Source organism: Granulibacter bethesdensis (assembly GCF_001889525.1).
In the GTDB taxonomy this organism is placed as follows: Bacteria; Pseudomonadota; Alphaproteobacteria; order Acetobacterales; family Acetobacteraceae; genus Granulibacter; species Granulibacter bethesdensis_C.
Genome location: NZ_CP018192.1, coordinates 842,501 through 863,497 on the forward strand (window position 1 = coordinate 842,501; position 20,997 = coordinate 863,497).

9 protein-coding genes, 2 tRNA genes and 2 rRNA genes (1 of these 13 running past the window's edge) are annotated in these 20,997 nt (G+C 55.0%); 8 read left to right on the forward strand and 5 right to left on the reverse strand.

From position 1 onward, the window contains the following. The 6 genes from GbCGDNIH6_RS03830 to GbCGDNIH6_RS03855 all read left to right on the forward strand — a co-directional run. Nucleotides 1-50: transfer RNA gene (locus GbCGDNIH6_RS03830), tRNA-Ala, on the forward strand (it extends 26 nt beyond the left edge of the window). Nucleotides 51-403: 353 nt separating this feature from the next. Continuing rightward, nucleotides 404-3,141: ribosomal RNA gene (locus GbCGDNIH6_RS03835) — 23S ribosomal RNA — on the forward strand. A gap of 102 nt (nt 3,142-3,243) precedes the next feature. After that, a 5S ribosomal RNA gene (gene rrf, locus GbCGDNIH6_RS03840) occupies nt 3,244-3,358 on the forward strand. Between the two features lie 37 nt (nt 3,359-3,395). Then, nucleotides 3,396-3,472 (forward strand) — tRNA-Met (locus GbCGDNIH6_RS03845). Between the two features lie 171 nt (nt 3,473-3,643). Then, the gene (locus GbCGDNIH6_RS03850) at nt 3,644-4,363 is read left to right on the forward strand and encodes a response regulator (protein ID WP_072562895.1); all 720 of its coding nucleotides are present in this window, start codon (nt 3,644-3,646) and stop codon (nt 4,361-4,363) included. 28 nt (nt 4,364-4,391) lie between these two features. Next, the gene (locus GbCGDNIH6_RS03855) at nt 4,392-5,825 is read left to right on the forward strand and encodes an ATP-binding protein (protein WP_072562896.1); all 1,434 of its coding nucleotides are present in this window, start codon (nt 4,392-4,394) and stop codon (nt 5,823-5,825) included. A gap of 36 nt (nt 5,826-5,861) precedes the next feature. On the opposite strand, the gene GbCGDNIH6_RS03860 is transcribed toward GbCGDNIH6_RS03855, so the two are convergent. After that, nucleotides 5,862-6,953, reverse strand: a complete 1,092-nt coding sequence (locus GbCGDNIH6_RS03860) for a branched-chain amino acid aminotransferase (RefSeq protein WP_072562897.1) — start codon at nt 6,951-6,953, stop codon at nt 5,862-5,864. Nucleotides 6,954-7,389: 436 nt separating this feature from the next. Between GbCGDNIH6_RS03860 and GbCGDNIH6_RS03865 the strand changes: the two genes are divergently transcribed. Further along, nucleotides 7,390-8,736, forward strand: coding sequence for a calcium-binding protein (locus tag GbCGDNIH6_RS03865; RefSeq protein ID WP_157692318.1), 1,347 nt, complete (start codon nt 7,390-7,392; stop codon nt 8,734-8,736). Nucleotides 8,737-8,805: 69 nt separating this feature from the next. On the opposite strand, the gene GbCGDNIH6_RS03870 is transcribed toward GbCGDNIH6_RS03865, so the two are convergent. The 3 genes from GbCGDNIH6_RS03870 to GbCGDNIH6_RS03880 all read right to left on the reverse strand — a co-directional run bounded on the left by GbCGDNIH6_RS03870 (nt 8,806) and on the right by GbCGDNIH6_RS03880 (nt 14,852). Continuing rightward, on the reverse strand, nt 8,806-10,008 hold the full coding sequence (locus GbCGDNIH6_RS03870; protein WP_157692319.1) for a hypothetical protein: 1,203 nt from the start codon (nt 10,006-10,008) through the stop codon (nt 8,806-8,808). A 94-nt stretch (nt 10,009-10,102) separates the two neighbouring features. Continuing rightward, nucleotides 10,103-11,212: an acyltransferase family protein gene (locus tag GbCGDNIH6_RS03875; protein WP_072562900.1), complete on the reverse strand. Its 1,110-nt coding sequence runs from the start codon at nt 11,210-11,212 to the stop codon at nt 10,103-10,105. A 4-nt stretch (nt 11,213-11,216) separates the two neighbouring features. Next, nucleotides 11,217-14,852: a glycosyltransferase gene (locus GbCGDNIH6_RS03880; RefSeq protein ID WP_072562901.1), complete on the reverse strand. Its 3,636-nt coding sequence runs from the start codon at nt 14,850-14,852 to the stop codon at nt 11,217-11,219. Nucleotides 14,853-15,270: 418 nt separating this feature from the next. On the opposite strand from GbCGDNIH6_RS03880, the gene GbCGDNIH6_RS03885 reads away from it, so the two are divergent. Beyond that, on the forward strand, nt 15,271-19,122 hold the full coding sequence (locus GbCGDNIH6_RS03885; RefSeq protein WP_072562902.1) for a glycosyltransferase: 3,852 nt from the start codon (nt 15,271-15,273) through the stop codon (nt 19,120-19,122). A 7-nt stretch (nt 19,123-19,129) separates the two neighbouring features. Here GbCGDNIH6_RS03885 and GbCGDNIH6_RS03890 read toward each other — a convergent pair whose 3' ends face one another. Continuing rightward, nucleotides 19,130-20,953 carry an ABC-F family ATP-binding cassette domain-containing protein gene (locus tag GbCGDNIH6_RS03890; protein WP_072562903.1) on the reverse strand — a complete coding sequence of 608 codons (1,824 nt, stop codon included), beginning with the start codon at nt 20,951-20,953 and terminating at the stop codon, nt 19,130-19,132. Nucleotides 20,954-20,997 lie beyond the last annotated feature (44 nt).

Consider the following 20,997-nt stretch of genomic DNA (forward strand, 5'->3'; position numbering starts at 1 on the left):
CCTGCTTTGCAAGCAGGGGGTCGTCGGTTCGAACCCGATCACCTCCACCATTGCGTGTGGTGACTGGCGGTTTGCCGACAGGTTCCCTTATCGTCGCATGGGTTAAAAGTTTCCGGTGATTATCTGGCCCCGGTTGGGTCCTGATATCATGCGGGATGGGTCTTTTTAGGAAGGCTCTGCTATTGTTCTTTGTTATGGTGAATATGTTCTGGTGCGCCTCTGCGCATGCCTTGACCGGTTGTCTGACCGGATTGACGGGGAGACCTGTCGTCCACGGTGAAGGGTATCATGATCAGAGGCGTTTAAGATGTGCTGAGTAAAATCACGCAGAAGCGTTGCACTGCAAGGTGTGGATGTCTTCTGTGCATGATGAGCACGGATTGGTTGACCGATCTGTGTTAGCTCTTGAGCGCGATAAGGGCATTCGGTGGATGCCTTGGCACTAGGAGGCGATGAAGGACGTGGCACGCTGCGAAAAGCCATGGGGAGCCGCGAGCAGGCATTGATCCGTGGATATCCGAATGGGGCAACCCCTCCGCAAGGAGATCACGATCTGAATACATAGGGTCGTGAGGCGAACCCGGGGAACTGAAACATCTCAGTACCTGGAGGAAAAGACATCAACAGAGATTCCGTCAGTAGTGGCGAGCGAAAGCGGAAGAGGCCAGTGCCTTAGTATTGTGTAGCGGAACGGTCTGGAAAGTCCGGCGACAAAGGGTGATAGCCCCGTATGCGATAGCGATATTAAGGACATGAGTAAGGCGGGACACGTGAAATCCTGTCTGAACATGGGGGGACCACCCTCCAAGCCTAAATACTCCCTAGTGACCGATAGTGAACAAGTACCGTGAGGGAAAGGTGAAAAGCACCCCGACGAGGGGAGTGAAATAGACCTGAAACCGAATGCCTACAAGCAGTCGGAGCCGCATCTGCGGTGACGGCGTACCTTTTGTATAATGGGTCAGCGAGTTTCTGTTTGCAGCAAGCTTAAGCCGATAGGTGTAGGCGCAGCGAAAGCGAGTCTGAATAGGGCGTCAAGTTGCAGGTAGAAGACCCGAAACCGAGTGATCTAGCCATGGCCAGGCTGAAGGTGCGGTAACACGCACTGGAGGGCCGAACCCACGCCTGTTGAAAAAGTCGGGGATGAGCTGTGGCTAGGGGTGAAAGGCCAATCAAACTCGGAGATAGCTGGTTCTCCGCGAAATCTATTGAGGTAGATCGTCGCGTGTTTACCCCCGGGGGTAGAGCACTGGATGGGCTAGGGGGCTCCAAAGGCTTACCAAACCTAACCAAACTCCGAATACCGGGAAGTATAGCGCGGCAGACAGTCCATGGGTGCTAAGGTCCGTGGACGAGAGGGAAACAGCCCAGACCGCCAGCTAAGGTCCCCAAGTTGTGGCTAAGTGGGAAAGGATGTGGGAATTCCAAAACAACCAGGAGGTTGGCTTAGAAGCAGCCATCCTTTAAAGAAAGCGTAATAGCTCACTGGTCTAATAGAAATCCTGCGCCGAAAATGTAACGGGGCTCAAGCCACACACCGAAGCTGCGGGTGTAGAGTGATCTACGCGGTAGCGGAGCGTTCCGTAGGCCTGTGAAGGGAGATGGGGTGACCCCTCCTGGAGGTATCGGAAGTGCGAATGCTGACATGAGTAGCGACAAACAGTGCGAGAAACACTGTCGCCGAAAGTCCAAGGGTTCCTGCGCAAGGTTAATCCACGCAGGGTGAGCCGGCCCCTAAGGCGAGGGCGAAAGCCGTAGTCGATGGGAATCAGGTGAATATTCCTGAGCCTGCTGGAAGTGACGAATGTGAAGCGTTGTGGGGACTTACTGGATTGCCCCTGCAGCCGGATCGTTCCGGGAAATAGCTCCAGCGAATAGACCGTACCCGAAACCGACACAGGTGGACTGGTAGAGCATACCAAGGCGCTTGAGAGAACGATGTCGAAGGAACTAGGCAAATTGCTTGCGTAACTTCGGGATAAGCAAGACCCATGTCCGGGCAACCGGGTGTGGGTGGCACAGACCAGGGGGTAGCGACTGTTTAGTAAAAACACAGGGCTCTGCGAAGTCGAGAGACGACGTATAGGGTCTGACGCCTGCCCGGTGCCGGAAGGTTAAGAGGAGGTGTGCAAGCACTGAATTGAAGCCCCGGTAAACGGCGGCCGTAACTATAACGGTCCTAAGGTAGCGAAATTCCTTGTCGGGTAAGTTCCGACCTGCACGAATGGCGTAACGACTTCCCCACTGTCTCCGGCATCGGCTCAGCGAAATTGAATTCCCCGTGAAGATGCGGGGTACCCGCGGTCAGACGGAAAGACCCTATGAACCTTTACTGCAGCTTTGCAGTGGCACCAGGAAAATGCTGTGTAGGATAGGTGGGAGGCTTTGAAGCATGGGCGCTAGCTTGTGTGGAGCCAACCTTGAAATACCACCCTGCGTTTTTCTGGTGTCTAACCGAGACCGGTCAGCCCGGTCCGGGACCCTGCATGGCGGGCAGTTTGACTGGGGCGGTCGCCTCCCAAATGGTAACGGAGGCGCGCGATGGTGGGCTCAAGCCGGTCGGACATCGGCTGTTGAGTGCAATGGCATAAGCCCGCCTGACTGCGAGAGCGACAGTTCGAGCAGAGACGAAAGTCGGCCATAGTGATCCGGTGGTCCCGCGTGGAAGGGCCATCGCTCAACGGATAAAAGGTACTCTAGGGATAACAGGCTGATCTCCCCCAAGAGTCCACATCGACGGGGAGGTTTGGCACCTCGATGTCGGCTCATCACATCCTGGGGCTGGAGCAGGTCCCAAGGGTTCGGCTGTTCGCCGATTAAAGTGGTACGTGAGCTGGGTTTAGAACGTCGTGAGACAGTTCGGTCCCTATCTGCCGTGGGTGTTGGAGACTTGAGAGGATCTGTCCCTAGTACGAGAGGACCGGGATGGACGCACCTCTGGTGCACCGGTTGTCGCGCCAGCGGCACAGCCGGGTAGCTATGTGCGGACGGGATAACCGCTGAAAGCATCTAAGCGGGAAACCCACCTCAAAACCAGGTCTCCCTGAGGGCCGTGAAAGACCATCACGTCGATAGGCCAGGTGTATACGTGCGGTAACGCACTCAGCTAACTGGTCCTAATAGCCCGATAGGCTCAAGAACTTCCATCATGCACAGAAGTCATCCACACATGACACACAGCACATCCTAAAAACACCAGAACATCCCATCACAACACCACCACCAAAAAGGTGGGTTGGACGACCTGGTGGCTATGGCGGGGAAACTACACCCGATCCCATCCCGAACTCGGACGTGAAATGCCCCAGCGCCCATGGTACTGCATCTCAAGATGCGGGAGAGTAGGTCGCCGCCAGGTCTTCCAACCCACCTCTATCGCTACCTACCACCACAAACGCGGGGTGGAGCAGCCCGGTAGCTCGTCAGGCTCATAACCTGAAGGCCGCAGGTTCAAATCCTGCCCCCGCAACCACTTCCAGACTTTGAAATAGAAACCATCAAGCCGATCCCTCAATAATAGGGATGGGCTTATTTTCGTACGTACTCAATACAATAAGCAATCAAGCAGCGACTAGACACGCTGAAATGTGACTTATTGCAACGGCTACTCCCCATCGTAAAACAAGATGATTACAGTCGTGGCATGGAAATAGTGCCGCATATTCTGATCGTTGATGATGACCGGGAAATCAGGGAACTCTTGGCCAGATTCCTGGAGAAAAATCGTTTCCGTGTGACCGCAGTCCGTGATAGCCGCGAGGCGCGCCGGGCTTGGGTCAACGGGCATTTTCAGTTGCTTGTTCTTGACCTGATGCTGCCAGGAGAAGGTGGCCTTGATCTGGCTCGCTGGGTTAGGTCCCAGTCTGTGGTTCCGATTGTTATGCTGACTGCCATGGGTGAGGAGACGGATCGCATCGTGGGCCTTGAAATTGGCGCTGATGACTATGTGGCCAAACCTTTTAACCCCCGGGAATTGCTTGCCCGCATCCGTGCGGTTCTCAGGCGGACGGAAGGAGAATTGAGAACTGTTGAGACAGCCAATCAGAAGAGCAGGCGTTTTGCCGGATGGGTATTGGAGCCAGCCCGCAGGCGTCTGATCAATCCGGAAGGGGCGGAAGTTCCCTTGACCGGGGGAGAGTACGATTTGCTGAGTGCGCTTGTGGATCGCCCTAACCGTGTTTTGACCCGTGATATGCTGCTTGATCTGCTGCGGGGGCGTCAGGCCGGCCCGTTTGATCGGGCCATTGATGTGGCAATCAGCCGCCTGCGCCGTAAGCTGGAGGATGATGGTCGCCAGTCGCAACTGATCAAGACGGTTCGGAGCGGTGGATACGTGCTGGCTGCTACCGTTGAAGTGATTTGATGGCCCTTATCGTGGAGCTTCAGTCATAATGAGGTTCCCATTATGGCCACGTAGCCTTGCAAATCGCACGGCGCTGGTTTTGACCAGTGTTCTGGTCATTGTTCAGTTGGCAGGGCTGGCCATTCACGCTCTGGATCGTATCGATCTTCAGCAATTGGCTCAGGCAAGATATGTAGGAAGCCGCATATCGCTGATTTATCGCAGCATCATGTCGGTTCCTCCAGAAGAGCGCCAGGCGTTGATCCAGCGTATGGATCTGCCCCCAGGGTATCGTCTGACTCTGAGCGAGGCCCCTCCTCTGGGTGATTCCCAGCCCATTCCGCAGACATGGATGCAGCTCCTGCGGGCTGGGATGAGTTTCGGGCCGCCAATGCAGGATATGCATCCGGTCAGTGTCATTGTCAGATTGGACAAGCCCAGGCGGATGCTGCTGGTGAGTCTGCAGATGCCAGCGGTTACAGATGAAATGGATGGTAAGATGCATGAGCATCTATCCGGTGAGTCTGAAGGCAGGTCTCTTTCGTGGCATTTCTTGGTTGGAAAAGCGGGGAAACAGTGGCTGACGTTGCACATTCCTCTTCCGCCCGTTGAGCCATGGCATTCACCAACATTTCTGGCGGCTTTTATCCTGATGACGTTAACGGCTGCATGTCTAAGTATCTGGGCAACCCGTCGTCTGATTGCCCCTGTGCGTACCCTGTCTCATGCTGCGGAGGCATTGGGGCGTGATGTGAATGCGCCACCGCTAGAAGAAAAGGGGCCGCGTGAAATTGTTCAGGCGGCACAGATCTTTAACGTTATGGCGGCCCGTATCCGTCGTTTTGTACAGGACCGGACCTTCATTCTCTCAGCCATCGGTCATGATCTGCGGACGCCAATCACGCGGCTCAAATTAAGAGCGGAATTTATTGATGATGAGGAACTGCGCCGGCGCATGATCGCCGATCTGGATGAGCTTGAAGAAATGGTCAGTGCCACTCTGGCATTCGGGCGAGATGCGGATATGCAGGAGCCGATGGTACTGCTTGATTTACCGGAACTGGCAAAGACAATCCTTGATGAAGCAGCCGATGCGCGTCCGGACTATACTGAGCGGCTTCACTATATAGGTCCAGATCATTTGCCAGTACGTGGAAGAACATTGCCACTGAAGCGGGCCATTACGAATCTGCTGAATAATGCGCTCGCCTATGGAGGCAGTGCGACCATACGGATTAGCTTGCCAGTGAATGGAATGGTCAGGCTGGATATCGAGGATGAGGGGCCAGGTATTCCGCCTGAGGATATGGACAGGGTCTTTGACCCTTACCAAAGGCTGGAAGGCAGCCGCAGCAAGGAAACCGGCGGTTTTGGGCTGGGACTGCCCATTGCCCGCAATATTCTACGTGCTCATGGCGGTGATGTCGTTCTTGGCAATCGCCGCGAGGGAGGGGCCTGTGCCTCGGTCACCTTACCCATCTAACGAGACGTGACCGAGGAGAGGAGACGGAACGGAACTTTACGCAGCTGCGCAAGCAGGTTCCTTGACGACGATACGGGTCCATCCATGGGTATCAGCCAAGGTGCCATACTGGATACCGATGATGGTGTCATAGAGTCTCTGGGTCAGATCACCGATCTTTCCCCGATTGATGATGATCTTCTGGCCACGGTAGCCAAGCTCCCCGATCGGAGAAATCACGGCGGCCGTGCCTGTCCCCCACATTTCAGCAAGATCGCCACGCTCTGCCGCAGCCATGACCTCATGGATGGAAATAGGGCGTTCATTGACCGTCATGCCCCATTCACGCATCAGGGTCAGAACGGAATCCCGCGTGACGCCGGCCAGGATTGTGCCGGAACTGAGGGGAGGGGTAATCACTTCATTCCCGATGCGCAGCATGATGTTCATTGTTCCGACCTCATCGAGATATTCACGATGAACGCCATCCAACCATAGAACCTGTGTATACCCTTCGGCTTGTGCCTCCCGGGCAGCCTGCAAGCTGGCTGCATAGTTTCCCGCTGTTTTGGCGGCACCCAACCCCCCCTGGACAGCGCGGACATGCGTATCGGTGGCCAGAATTTTCACTGGATTCAATCCCTCTGCATAATACGCGCCGACAGGGGAAAGAATCACGAAATAGATATAGCTATGAGAGGGATGCACCCCCAGAAACGTTTCTGACGCAATGACGGTCGGACGAATGTAGAGGGAGGTTCCGGCCTTGCCCGGAACCCAGTCTTGATCCACCTGCACCAAAGCCGCGATCGACTCCTCAATCAAAGCCGGGTCTAATTGGGGAATACACAACTTTTCACAGGACTGGTTCAGGCGCTCGGCATGGCGGGATGGCCTGAAAATACGGACGGCGCCATCTGCGCCCCGGAAAGCCTTCAGCCCGTCAAACACGGACTGGGCATAGTGCAGGACGCAGCAGGCCGGATCGAAGGTGAACGGAGCGTAAGGTACAATACGCGGGTCGTGCCAACCTTGCCCCTCATCATAGTTCATAATGAACATATGATCTGAGAACGTCCGCCCAAAGTGTAAATCCTCATCATGAGGACGCTGTTTCGGAGATGTCGTTCGTGTGACCGGAAAAGACATTAGCCGGAGACTCCTGGGCAGTAGGGCCGAATCAGCACGGTAGGCAGGTATAGCCGCCACCGATCAAGAAACCTCTTAGTGCGACGACCAAGCGATCTGTCCCATATTTAAGGCGATGTTGCCAGGATGCACAGCTTAAATGCTCAGAGATAGCCGCCATGCTGCCGTGCAGCATCGGCGGGGCACTCCAGCATAATTGGTATAAAAACAAGCTAAAAATTAAATCATCGGTTGTTACGGTTTGGTTGAAAATCATAATATATAATATTATTTTGGTAATAATAAAAACAACCAAAGGTTGATTTATAATATAAAAAATAGACAATAAGTATATAAAATAAATTTGACTGATTATTTATTCATATAAATAGTAAAATTGCTTGAATGAAATCTATTTCATCGTCTAACAGAGCGTTGGGAAGCGGAGGTTTATTCCATGTCCAGCGTTGTCACTGTTCCAGGTGCCAGTGGTACCGACGCCTACAGTACAAACTTCACGATTAATTATTATTCCAACCTTGGGTTGCTTTCGAAGCAGCTTCTGGATAGCGTTCTACCGCAGAATTATTCGGTTAGCGAACCGAATGCTGTTATTAATCCACTATCTTCAACAAATACGCCGAATAGTGTAGCTATATTGGAGCCAGGCTCCAATGGGCGCGTCAGTATCCCGCAAGGATATGAGGTCTCTATTCTTGCCCCACTGGCAAACGGGGCTGTCTCCAATACAGCTTATTTCAACCAGAACACTCTCGACAATCAGCTTATCTTTTTTGGGCAGGCAGGTAATCTTCTGCAGCTTGAACAAGGATCTGGCACGGTTGTGGGGTCTCTTGGTGATAATACAATCGTTGGCGGAACCACTGGTGCATGGTCTGTCATGACCGATGGTGCGAGCAGTACTCCGGGAAGTCTGGTTTTCGGAAACAATTCTTCCATGCAGGTTTCCTTGCTGGGAACGGACACTTTTGTCGGCGGCTCCGGGGTTGCGACCGTGGCAACCTACGGTAATGGTTCCGAAATCTGGGGTGGGCAGAGTGGTTCCTCCCTCAGCTTCACCAGCCATTCCGACGGTATTGATACGTATATGGGGGGGGCTGGCTCTGATACGGTCTTTGCCGAAAGCAGCGGTGGTTTTTATCAGGGTGGATCCGGTACCCTCACTTTCGTCAATGATACGGGCAGCCCGACTCTCTTCGGTGGTTCCGGTTCGGAAACGCTGTTCAGTGGCAGCGGCAATGGTCTGTATATTCAGGGCAGCGGTGCGTTCTCGCTCACCAATGGTGGTGGCACGCAACATGTCTTTGGTGGCTCTGTCAGTGGTGTTTACTATGGCGGCACGGGCGGTGAAATTGACGTGGTCCAATCCAGCGCCAGCAATACTTTCTTTGCAGGCAATGGTAACGTAACCTTGTCCAGCGCCTTCTCTGCCGGTGATAATCTGTTTATAGGCGGAACAGGGCGTCAGTCCATCTTCGGCGGTTCTGGTGACGACACCTTCTTCGGTGGTGCTGGTACTGCCACTCTCTTTGGCGGTGGTGGAGAAGATGTCTTTGCCGTGGTCAATGGTCAGGCCGGTGGTAACCTCAGCATCTATGGGTTCGAAGCCAACTCTGATCTGGCCATCCTCGGATATGGTCAGACTGCACAGGGTGTTCTCAACGCTGCTCAGTCAACCGTTGTCGGCGGAGCATCCAGCTTGCAGATTATCCTGTCTGATTCGACCACAATCACGCTGGTCGGGGTTAATCAGCTGAACCAGAATCAAATCACCACGAGCTGATTTTTAAGGATGTCGAAAAAAAAGCCGCCAGGAAAACCTGGCGGCTTTTTTTTTGTTAAAAGCACCAAACTATTTTTTCTGAAGCCACATATTCCATCCGGGAGGTCTTATCGGAAAAGAGATAACCTTACCCGGCACCGCATTTTGAAAACGGGCAACACTGTCGGAAAAACCCGCAGGAGAAACGACCAGCATATGTGGATAATGCCAGTCCAGGACAATACCAAACAGAGCCGTGGTGAGCAGCAGCATACCAACCAGACGGATCGAACGTATTTTGGCCTGCAAGGTCACTACAAGAAGGGCCGTGAACCAGGCCAGAATAGGCATCATATAATATCTGCCCCCTATTCCCGGCCGAGCAAGTGCTTGCCATTGTGGTTCCACCTTTGCCGCCAGAGGGGATATCATCGCCACTGTCAGCATGAGGGTTGCAAAGACCAGAAGCTTTCTGAAAGCGGAACTCCCGGTCTTGGCCGCCACTGCGAGCAAAAATATGCCAGAGACTGTCACGATAAATGGTAGCAGAGTGCTGTCTGCCCACCATAGCTGTCTGGATATCCAGGTGGCGCCGTTAAAACCGGCAAGCCCACCCATAAAAACCTGCAACGAGACAATTTTGAAAAAACCGGATACGGAAGCCCCGAGTGGTGCGGGGAGAGTGCGGGTGTGGTGAAACATCATCAGGAACCCGAGCTGGATCAGTGCGGATACCCCCATGATGATGAGACGCCTTCCAGCCGCTGTATCCTTTCTTTGCCATCGCTCATAAACGGCAAATGGTGTCAGCAGAATTGAAAAGGGACCACTCAGTCCCGCAATGGCCAGACAGAAAGATTCCAAAAGGGCTCCGCTGGTTGTCGCAGTGGTGGGGCTGATGACAATCAGAAAGCTCAGCAGCGCAAGATGCCATTGGGTGTTCGTCAGAATGACGAATTCCTCGAACCCGTAAGGCATGGTGATCATGAAACCACCCAGCAGAAAGCGAATTCGCCAGTCAGGCACGAGCGGCGCAAAACGGGATGAGGTCACATATATTGCCGGGGCTGCCTGTATCAGAAGAGCAATCACCGCAAAAAAAACCGGTACGTCTTCCAGTGGCAGAGGTTGGGCCAGCAACGCTACAATCCGGGAGGCAGTTTGCAGATAGCCTACATGAGGCAGCAATAAGCTGGACAATCCCTGTTGGTAGGCATTCTGATACCAGAGGCCATCTTCAGCCCACAAAGTGGCATGGTGCAGACCAAGCGGATACCGGAGAGCCAGTGTCACCAAACAGAAGGCGGAAAATATGAGCCAATAAAACTGTTGGCGTTTCCTCAGAATGGAAGAAAGGAAATCGGGGGAGGGCTGCTGGTCAGTATGCTCAGGAGGCATTTACAAATCTTTGTTTTGGTCTCAATGACAGCAAAGGCATTTCGAAATATCGAAAAGATGCCCACGATAAAATAAGAGGCAAGGTCATGATGATGACTGTACCAGTCCCGCGACTGATTTTGTCCTCAAGAACCCAGATATTGACGAGTTCCAGAATAGGAAGATGGAAAAGATATAGCCCGTAGGCCTGATTGCTGAGTGCCTTGACGGGTTTATCCAGCAGGACAGGTAGGCGGCGGATCTGAAGCATGGCGGGAAGGCATAGACAGGCACCGATCTGATACAAAGTCAGGATATAGGTCCGAAAATAGCGACCCGGCAGAGGGGTTGGAAACAGGAGCAGATGAATGATCAGCCCCAGCCCCATCAGGAAAAACAGATTGGGGTATCTGAAGAGCAGACTGCTTTTTCGCGAGAGGACAGCAAGCAGCACACCCAATGCGATGCCGTCCAGACGATGAATGACAATTGTGCCAGATGCCTGTGCAAATAATTCAGGCGTCAGAAAAAACCAACGCGCCAGATGAGGGGCAATAATCATCACACAAAGAGCAAGACCAACCGCCAGGCTTTTACGAATCAGTAGACTTCCTAGAATGGCAAGACTGCCAAAGATAATATAAAACCATTCTTCAATTGCCAGAGACCATGTGACGGCATACCAGTTTTGCGATGGCAGCGGCGTCAGTAGATTTTGCGTGAATGTTGCATACTGAAGCAGTGTCTGCACCAGATGCTCTGTGGGCGGATAAATGACTGCCAGCGCCAGCAAGACTGCATAATATAGTGGAAGTGTCCGCGTCCAGCGCCGCAATAAAAAAATGCGCCAATTGGCGATACTCGGGCCTTTGTCGACGATATCAAGTATCAGGCCACCCACAAGAAAGCCGCTGAGGGCAAAAAAAAGATCGACCCCCAGCAGCCCAAAGTTAAACAGCCAGTTTTTTACCGGTGTGCCAAACCAGTGGGAAAATGTGCTGAGATAATGGATAAACAGAACACATAAAATGGCGCAGGCCCGGAAAATATCCAGACCTGCACAGCGTGTATGATAGCCTCCTGCATGACCATATGCGGAGGTAGACGATAGTTGAGACATTCTCTTATGGTTCAGCCGGTAATGGCAGGATCAACCCACCCGGTTCATCACTGTCAGCAGAGATACCGTCCAGAATCCACGGATGGCGGCTGCGCATATCGTTGATCAGATCTGTCTGATTCCGGCTTTTGTTCGTTGTCGTACGAAGCATGGATTCGCCATGCACACGATAAAATCCAAGAATTTTATCGAGATGCTTCCCATACCATCCGTATTCAGCCATCCGGCACCACAGATCATAATCTTCCCAGCCCAGTGGCATGCGCTTATAGCCACCGATATGGGCCCATGCGGACAGCCTGATCAGGGCTGTTGCATCAATGAAATTGCCGGGTCGGAAGATGGCGGGATTATAATCCCGTGCACTGAAGATCCCGTCGCCATCGTCGAATTCCTGCAGGGACGGATAGACATAGGCTGCATCCGTATCCTTGATGGCCTCATAAAGTCGTACGGCGGCTTCCGGCATCAGCTTGTTATCGGCATCCAGTGGCAGCACGAACAGCGTTTCCGCGGCGTTGAAGCCGGCATTGCGCGTCAGGCTCAGACCTTGATTCGTCTTGTTTTTCAGGAGCACTGCCCGACCGAAGCGGGCGGCATTGGTTTCCATCCAGTAACGCACGACTTCCAGAGAATCATCGGTTGAACAGTCATCAACGACAACCAGATGCAGCTGCTCGACTGTCTGATCGCGTACAGATTCCAGCGCCTCCAGTATGTACTGGCGATAGTTGTAGACGGGAATGATAACCGTCATTTCCGCATCCCGCAGGCTGTCATGGAAGAAGACAGTTTCTGTTTCGGGAATTTCCGGAAGCGGATGCGGCCATGCCTGCCGATGTTTTATTTCCCGCTCAAAGGCCCATGCCGCCGCACGGCCCGGGCGCAGCATCTGGTCAAGCCAGCCAGCCACAAGTTCGGTGCGCCCGTCAGGACCATAGCGCCAGAGCACATCATGATATGCTGCCCGAGCCATATCCCGACGCGCGTCAGGATTATTGAGCAGTCGATCAAGCGCATCCGCCCATTCCTGCGGACTGTCCGCCAGCATACCAGTGACCCCATGGCGGATTGCATCACGATATGGCACAGTTGGGGAAGCGATGGTTGGCACCCCGACAAGAGCCGCTTCGAAATACTTCAGCTCGCTCTTGGCCTCACAAAAAACGTTTCCGACTTCCAGCGGTGCCAGATTGATGTCGAAACGCGCTATTTCAGTGGGGAGATTTTCGAGTGGCACCAGTTCGCGCCATTCAATTTGGTGTTCCATGGCATGCAGGTCGGGGAATTCCTCAATATCCATGGCAGGCCACGGACCACGCCGGAACAGAACCAGACGACGATCCGGATCAGCCTTCAGGGCTGCCGCAACGATGGAAGCAATCTGGGCAAAATCTTTCTGATGAGTGCGGCTTCCCCCTGCATAGCCGATGCGCACCAGCGGCGTCTGCCCATGTACATGGCGTGTGCGAACAGCGTTGCGCGATGTGCTCCATGTCGATTCCACAAAGCCATTCGGGATCAGGAAGGTGGCTTTCTGCCGCCGGTGCATTCTGGCGGCCATTGGCAGGGTTGGGGCTGTGCAGAAATCCGCAATGCGCATCATCTGCTGCACGCGGGAAAAGAGCCGCTTGACGTCTTTTTCAGCGTAATTTTGGGAGCGGATCCCGTCGATAATGTTCTTTTCCGCAAAAGCAGGTTCAAACATCAGATCGTCACAGTCGAAGACGATCGGTAGCTTGCGACCATTGGCACGGTGGAAAATAATTTCCGTATCAGGCGTCCATTGGCTGCGCCAAATATAGATAATATCAGCTTCGGCCATTTCATGGCCGTCTCTGGCTTCGGGAATGGTGCAAATGGTAGCCCTGCCGCCCGCAGCGCGGATGGCTTCGGCAAAATAAACGACCCGATAGAAATGCCCTGCCGTATGTGGCTCACCAGAGATACACAGAACGTAGGGCTTACGTTTGTCGTTTGCCGTTAATACTGGCGGCTGAATGACTTCGTCAGGTTCGGAGGCGTTGTCTGCTTCTATGTCGTATTCCGCGATGACTGGTTCCGGCTCTTTGACGGGCGCTTCGGCATGGGAGGAGGGCGCGATCTGGCGCTGTTCGCTTCTGCCATGCAGCTCATAATGCTCCAGCGCCGTCAAACCGGCACTGATCGAATCCGGATAACGCCGGATATAGAACGTTGTAGAGAAATCTGGTCCGGGATCCCGTTCTTCCCGGGTTCCGTACAGAATATAATGGATAACCGGATCAGTTTTACTGCTATCCAGATCCTGATATGTATCCAGATACCAACGCGCATCGAACAGAGGACTATCCTTGATAATGCGATAGGCACGTTTAATCTGTTTTCTGTTGCGATATCGGACCATCAATGATGAAGGCACGATTTTTTGTATAACACTTGAAAATAACGAGCGCTGAGGCTGTTGCTGGGCGATGGCCAGGCGCATCCGCAGCAGGCCGGCTTCTTCCAGATGGAGATCCCGTTCACGCTGCAATGCCTGTGCATGGTTGGCGGCATCGGCGAGCTGTAGATGAGCATGCGCAATCTGATGATGAGCGTTATCCAGCTGCTGACGGATATTTTCGGATTGCTGGCTGGCATTCTGCAGGGCATTCCAGGTCTGGCGAAGCTCATGCTCCACCACGGCAAGTGTTTGCCGGGTATTGATCAGGGCAGCCCGTGTGGTGCCCCGTTCCTGTTCAACCCATTTCAGACGCCGATATTGTTCGGCAATAATCTGATGATCTTTGGCGAAGCCTGCCTGAATATCCGCGATCTCAGCTTCCCGATGCTCCTTGAGCGCTTTCAGCTCGTCAAGCTGGGCGTAGATTTTTCTGTCCAGATCACTGGTATGGATAAAAAGACTTTCCGGCGTTTCGGGAAGAGGATCATCCGAAGCAATGGCCAGCAGGTAGGTCGCACGCGGCAGGCCGTTGGAGGCTTCAGCATGCAGGTCGCCACGGTGTTCGATCACCAGCGGCAGCGGACTGGCAGGCATGGCCAGTCCGGGCAAAGCCGGAATTTGTTCGGCTGCAATCGCGCTGCCAATGAAGGCGCGTTGCCCCATGGAGCGGACATGCCTGAAATTCGATAACAGCAGGGAATGAAATTCAAGCCGCGTCAGTTCGTGCACATGGTGCGGGTTGGATCCCTGGTCAGGGGGAGAATAAATATCACGTTCTGGGCTGGAAATGATCAGCAGGCCGCCAGGACGCAACACTCTGCGCAACTCGGCCATAAAAGATTGATGGTCGAATAAATGCTCTATAGTTTCAAAAGAAACTATTCTATCAACTGAGTGGTCCGGCAATGGAATGGCAATTCCACTGCCTTCCAAGAAAGTGAGGTTGGGGCGGTGGTAGTGCAAACGAGAATGGGCAATGGCATCATGAGCGATGTCTACCCCGGTGACGGAGCGTGCTACCTGGGCCAGAATAGCCGTCCCATATCCTTCGCCAGAGGCAATATCGAGCACATCCAGCCCACGGCAGAAATGCCGGGCCAGATAATAGCGGTGCAAATGTTCAATTTCGATGCGGCCAGATACGGTCGAGGTAAAGCGCTCACCGGTAAATTCGAGGCCATCGCTGGCTCGTTCCTGGCGGAAGATTTCTCCCAACCGTTTTCTCCCCTTACAGATGCTTTGTTATTAAATATGCAAGCTATCAAACCTGTATATTCCTGCCGTGACATGCGATCATGTGCAAGTGCGGTTCCTCTGACTATCCTGTTTGTTGGGGGATGTGAACATTAAGGGCTTTTACACTTTGTCTGGCCAGCTATCGACTGAAGCAGAACTTGACCTTTTACGCGAAGAGCTGGCTCAGGCCAGGCTTTCAGAGGCTGAGTTAAGGGCGCAGGTGGCCGTCTTGACGGCTCAACTGGACATGGTCCGGATATCAGGGCTGGCCCGTCAGCAGGATAGCAGGCCGGATTGGGGGCGGCTGCGCAGAAAGATATCAAGGGATTTAAAGCGTTCAGCTAGCAGGCTGCTGGGCAAATCACCCTTTCCATCGTCACGCGGGCCTGATGTGCCTGTGCTTCGGATCGACAAAGACATTTTCCGGGAGCACGCCCGGCAGGAGCTGGAAAATTTTCTGGCTTCGGAGGAGCGCCTTATTTTCTATGGCGGTGAGACTCCGGACATCTCGATTGTGCTGGTGCTTTATAATCAGGCGCCCCTGACCTACCGATGCCTGCGTTCGATCATGGAGCATGCTGCTCCTCTACAGGTGCGAGTCGTCATTGCAGATAATGCGTCGTCTGATGAGACATCGCGTCTGCTGGACCGCATTGATGGGGCAGTGATCCTCAGGAACAAGGATAACCTCCATTTCCTGCGGGGGGTCAATCTGGCGGCAGACCATGCGGCGGGTCCGGGACTGCTGCTGCTCAACAATGATGCCATACTGCGGCCGGGAACCTTGCAGGCGGCATGGAACGCATTGAACGCTGCACCGGATATCGGAGCGGTTGGCGGCCCCATTATTCTGCCGGACGGCACCCTGCAGGAAGCCGGAAGCATTATCTGGAGCGACGGCACCTGCCTTGGCTATGGAAGGGGGCGGAGTCCTCTGGAAGCGGAATTCCAGTTCAGGCGTGACGTGGATTATTGCTCCGGCGCTTTCCTGCTGGTGCGGAGAAAGGCTTTCGAGGCGCTGGGAAGGCTGGATACGGCCTTTGCGCCCGCTTATTACGAGGAAACCGATTTCTGCATGAGGCTGCGGGAAGCCGGATACAGAATCGTGTACGAACCTGATGCGGCGATTGATCACTTCGAGTTTGCCAGCGCGGCCTCTTCCGACTCGGCGCTGGCATTGCAGGCAACCAACCATGAACGTTTCAGAACCCGGCATCAGGAAACATTGAAGCGCGAGCATTATGCTCCTGGAACCGATCCCCTGTTTGCCCGCGCCCGGGACAGTGGAAAGGGCCGTGTACTGGTTATTGACGACCGCGTTCCGTTTCCGTCCCTCGGCGCAGGCTATCCCCGTGCGGCAGAATTGACTCTGGCTCTGGTCGCGGAGGGTTGGTCGGTTACCTATTATCCGCTTTTAACCCCCAACGATTCCTGGGACGAAATCTACGCTCTGTTTCCGCGGGAGGTAGAGATTGCCCTGAATGAAGGGGTGGATGGGCTACGCAGCCTGATGGATAAGCGGGATGGCTATTACGACACGATTTTCGTCAGCCGCCCCCATAATATGCGGCTGTTTCTGGAACACATTTCCGCCCGCCCGTCTGCCCGCCTGATTTATGATGCGGAGGCAGTTTTCGCGCAGCGCAGCATTCTCCAGATGACGCTGGAAGGTCATCCTCCCGGCGCAGCCAGAAGAAAGGAGATGCTGGAGGCGGAAATGAGCATGGCCCGTCTGGCGGACCGTATTGTCACCGTCTCTCCGCATGAGAAAATTCTGTTCACGCAGGGAGGCTGTGCGGATGTCCATGTGCTGGGCCATGCACAGGCACCGGCCCCTACCGTAAACGGCTTCAATCAGAGATCGGGTTATCTGTTCGTCGGCGCGCTTGATGACGATCCATCCCCCAATCTGGACAGCCTGCTGTGGTTTGCCAGCGATGTCATGCCTCTATTGGCCAGAGCAATGCCGGAGAACTGGACCCTCCAGGTGGCGGGCCGTGCAGGCGCACGCCGTGCCAAGTCGCTTCAGGGGGACCGTATTGCTATATTGGGCAGAGTCGAGGATCTGGACGCGCTTTACGAGACGACCAGGGTTTTTATTGCACCTACCCGCTATGCGGCCGGTATTCCCTTAAAAGTCTGCGAGGCTGCGGCGCGCGGGGTTCCTGTCGTGGCCACAGGCCTGCTGGCGCGCCAGCTCGGCTGGACGCATGAGAAAGAGTTGCTGGTTGCCGATAACGCGGAGCAATTTGCAGAAGCCTGCGCTCGTCTGTATCGCGATCAGGCTCTGTGGGAACGGCTTCGCCAGGCCGCCATGAAGCGTGTTGAGCAGGAATACAGCCCCGATTTCTTCAGAAACCGGGTGGCGGAGATCATGTCCCCTGCCATAGAGAGCCATGCTCTGCGGCATGTGCCGGATGCATGGCCTGTGACGGCTTCCGCACTGGTCGACACGGTGGCAGCGGATGGTAGGCAGGCGCCAAGCAGAATGGCAGTTGCCCGTTATCAGGCGTATCGTGTCCTGAGGATTTTGCGGGGGGCCAGACAGTATGCAGTACGTCATGGCCTATCGAAAACGATCCAGCGTGCGTGGCTTGAGATTCTGAAACGCGTCGGGAAGCGTAATTTCAGTCTCTGGAGGCAGTTTTACGATACGCTGGATGACAAGGATATTTCGGCCATCCATCGGCATATGGCCAAATTGGTGGAGCGTCCGACCTTCGATGTGCGCATGCGCTGGGATGGTGATGAGGCCGCGCTGCGGGCTTGTGTGACGTCGTTGCAGGAGCAAGCATATCAACGCTGGACGATGCTGCTGCTGTCAGCGCCCGGTACTTCTCCACTCCCTGAGTGGTGGCAGGCGCTGGCGCGGGAGGACAGCCGATTCTCCTCATTGCTGCCTGCTGGAAAAATAAGACGGCGCTTTTACACGGTGCTTCTGGAGCCGGGGGATCAGTTACGCTCCCATGCCCTGTATCTGCTGGCGGCCGAAGCGGATCAGGCACCGGGTGCCGTCATGCTCTACACGGATGACGAGATTGCCGGGACAGAGGTTCAACCGCATTTCTATCCTGAATGGTCCGAGGAAAGCCTGCGTGACCCCTGCGCGCTGGATGGTCTGGTGGCCATTAGAAGCGATCTGCTGCCTGATGGCGATCTGCTGACCGGGGCGCTGTGGCGGCATCGTGTGTGGGCACAGGCGGTGGCTGGTGCTGAACCGACAGAGGTAAGCCATATAGCCCATATTGCCATCCAGCGAAGGGTTCGGGCGGCCCCTGACCGGTCGGAATGGCTTGACACTCTACAGGCGCAATGCCCGGACGGAGCACAGATTGTCGATGCACCGCATGGGCCGCGCATTGTCTATCAGCTGCCCAAGCAGCCGCCGCTGGTCAGTATCATTATTCCTACCAAGGACCAGGCGGCACTCGTGCGCCAATGCGTCGAAGGACTGCTTTACAGGACGGACTATCCTGCGATTGAGGTGATCATCGTCGATAATGGCAGTGTTGAGCCTGCGACAGCTCGTGTTCTGAAGGCCCTGCAGGATGACGATGACCGTGTCTCGGTTCTGCGTGATGAGAGCCCCTTCAATTATTCAGCCCTCAACAACAAGGCGGCCAGGCTGACGAAAGGCGCGGTCATCGCTCTGGTCAATAATGACATTGTGGTGAGGGAGCCGGGCTGGCTGCGGGAGATGGTGTCGCAACTGCTGCGACCGAATGTCGGTGTGGTGGGGGCCAAGCTGCTCTATGGCAATGGAACGGTGCAGCATGCCGGGGTGATCACGGGCTTGCATGGCGGTGTGGCATCCCATGTTTTCCGGCAAAGTCCCCCCGATGCCGAAGGCTATGATCGTCGGCTTGTCCGTGTGCAGGATATGTCCTGCGTAACGGCGGCCTGCATGGTGATCAGGCGTGATGTGTTCGAAACTGTAGGGGGGCTGGACGAGAAAAACCTGCCTGTTTCCTACAATGACGTCGATTTCTGCCTGCGGGTGAAACAGGCTGGATGGCGTGTCCTTTGGACCCCTCATGCGGTGCTGGATCATCTGGAATCTATCAGCCGTGGTGAAGACACACAGCAATCAAACGCCGAGCGTGCACATCGGGAGTATCTCTATATGCTGCGGCAGTGGGAGCATGTGCTGGGGCAGGATCCCACCTACAACCCCAATCTGTCATTGCAGACGGAGTTCACGCTTTCCTATCCGCCCCGTATCCGTAAGCCTTGGTATCGCTACAAGTAAGAGATTCTCAGCCTTGCTCAAGCTGTTCCTTGAGCAAGGCAATGTTCAGCCAGCGTTCTTCCGTCTCAGCCAGCGTTGCCTCGGCGGTGGCCAGCGCTTCCGACGTTTTCGAGAAGGTGGCCGGGTCTTTCCGGAACAGATCTGCATCCTCCAGCTTGCTTCGTAGACGGGCGATCTCCTCTTCCAACACGGCGATTTTGGCGGGCAACGTATCGAAGGCATGCTGGTCTTTATAGGATAGCCTGCCCTTTGGTGACGGTGTTCTGGCGGCAGCCTGGGCCGGTTTGATACGGAGAGTCGCCGGTTTTCCGGTCATGCCGGATACGGGGGCATCGCCAACGCCCTGACCGCGCTGTGCCACCATATCACTGTAGCCACCGGCATATTCTGTCCAGACGCCATTGCCTTCCGCGACCACGATGCTGCCGACAGTGCGATCCAGAAAATCACGGTCGTGGCTGACGATGATGACGGTGCCGGGATGATCGGCGATGATTTCCTGAAGCAGTTCCAGAGTTTCAAGGTCAAGGTCGTTGGTCGGTTCGTCCAGCACCAGCAGATTGCACGGCTTGGCCAGTGCCCGGGCCAGCATAAGCCGTCCGCGTTCCCCACCTGACAGCACGCCGACCGGTGTGCGGGCCTGTTCCGGTTTGAACAGGAAATCCTTCATATAGCCGATGACATGGCGACTTTGGCCGTTGACGATGACCTGATCGCCGCGCCCTTCGGTCAGCGTGTCGGCAAGGGTGCGGCTATCGTCCAGACTGGCACGGCGCTGGTCGAGCGTTTCGACCACCAGATTGGTGCCCAGCTTGATCGTACCTGTATCGGGTTCGAGCGTGCCGGTCAGGAGGGAGAGGAGGGTTGTTTTCCCCGCGCCATTGCGTCCGACGATGCCGATCCGATCTCCACGCAGAATACGCAGGGTCAATGTGTTGATGACGGTTTTATCAGCGAAGCTTTTGGAGATGTCCTCGGCATCGATCACGATTTTGCCAGATAGCTGGGCATCCGCCGCGTTCATCTTGAGTGATGACTGGCCGGGTCTGGTCTCCTTGAACCGTGCCCGGAGGGAATGCAGATCACCCAGCCGTTTCTGGTTGCGTTTGCGCCGGGCCGTCACACCGTAGCGGAGCCAGTCTTCTTCCATGGCGATCTTGCGGCCGAGCTTGTGGTGATCGCGCTCTTCCTGCTCCAGCACCTGATCACGCCATTCCTCGAAATGGGAAAAGCCCTGATCCAGCCGGCGCGTGATGCCGCCATCAATCCAGACGATGGAGCGGGAGAGATCGGTCAGCAGTTTCCGGTCATGGCTGATCAATACCAATGCTCCGCGCATGGATTTCAGCTCGGCCTCCAGCCATTCGATGGCGGGGAGATCAAGATGATTGGTCGGCTCGTCCAGCAGCAGAATGTCGGGATCGGGGGCAAGCGCCCGCGCCAACGCGGCGCGGCGTACCTCCCCACCGGAGAGGTTGACGGGCATGCGCTCCCCATCCAGTCCCAGCTGCTCCAGCAGATAGGCGGCACGATATGGGTCGTCGGAAGGGCCTTGCCCGGCAGTCACATAATCCAGCAGCGTAGCATGGCCGCTCAGATCGGGTTCCTGCGGCAGATAGCGCACAGTCGTGCTTGGCTGCACGAAACAGGTACCGCTATCCGGCTTCAGCAATCCGGCGGCGACCTTGAGGAAGGTGGATTTACCGGAGCCGTTGCGCCCGACCAGACATAACCGGTCACCGGCAGCAACATTGAGTTCCGCCCCGGTCAGCAGCGGCGCGCTGCCCAAAGACAGATGAATATCGCTCAGAAGAAGAAGAGGAGGGGCCATGGCCCCGCTTTTACGCCCTGTATCAGCCGGTTGGCGAGAGGGGG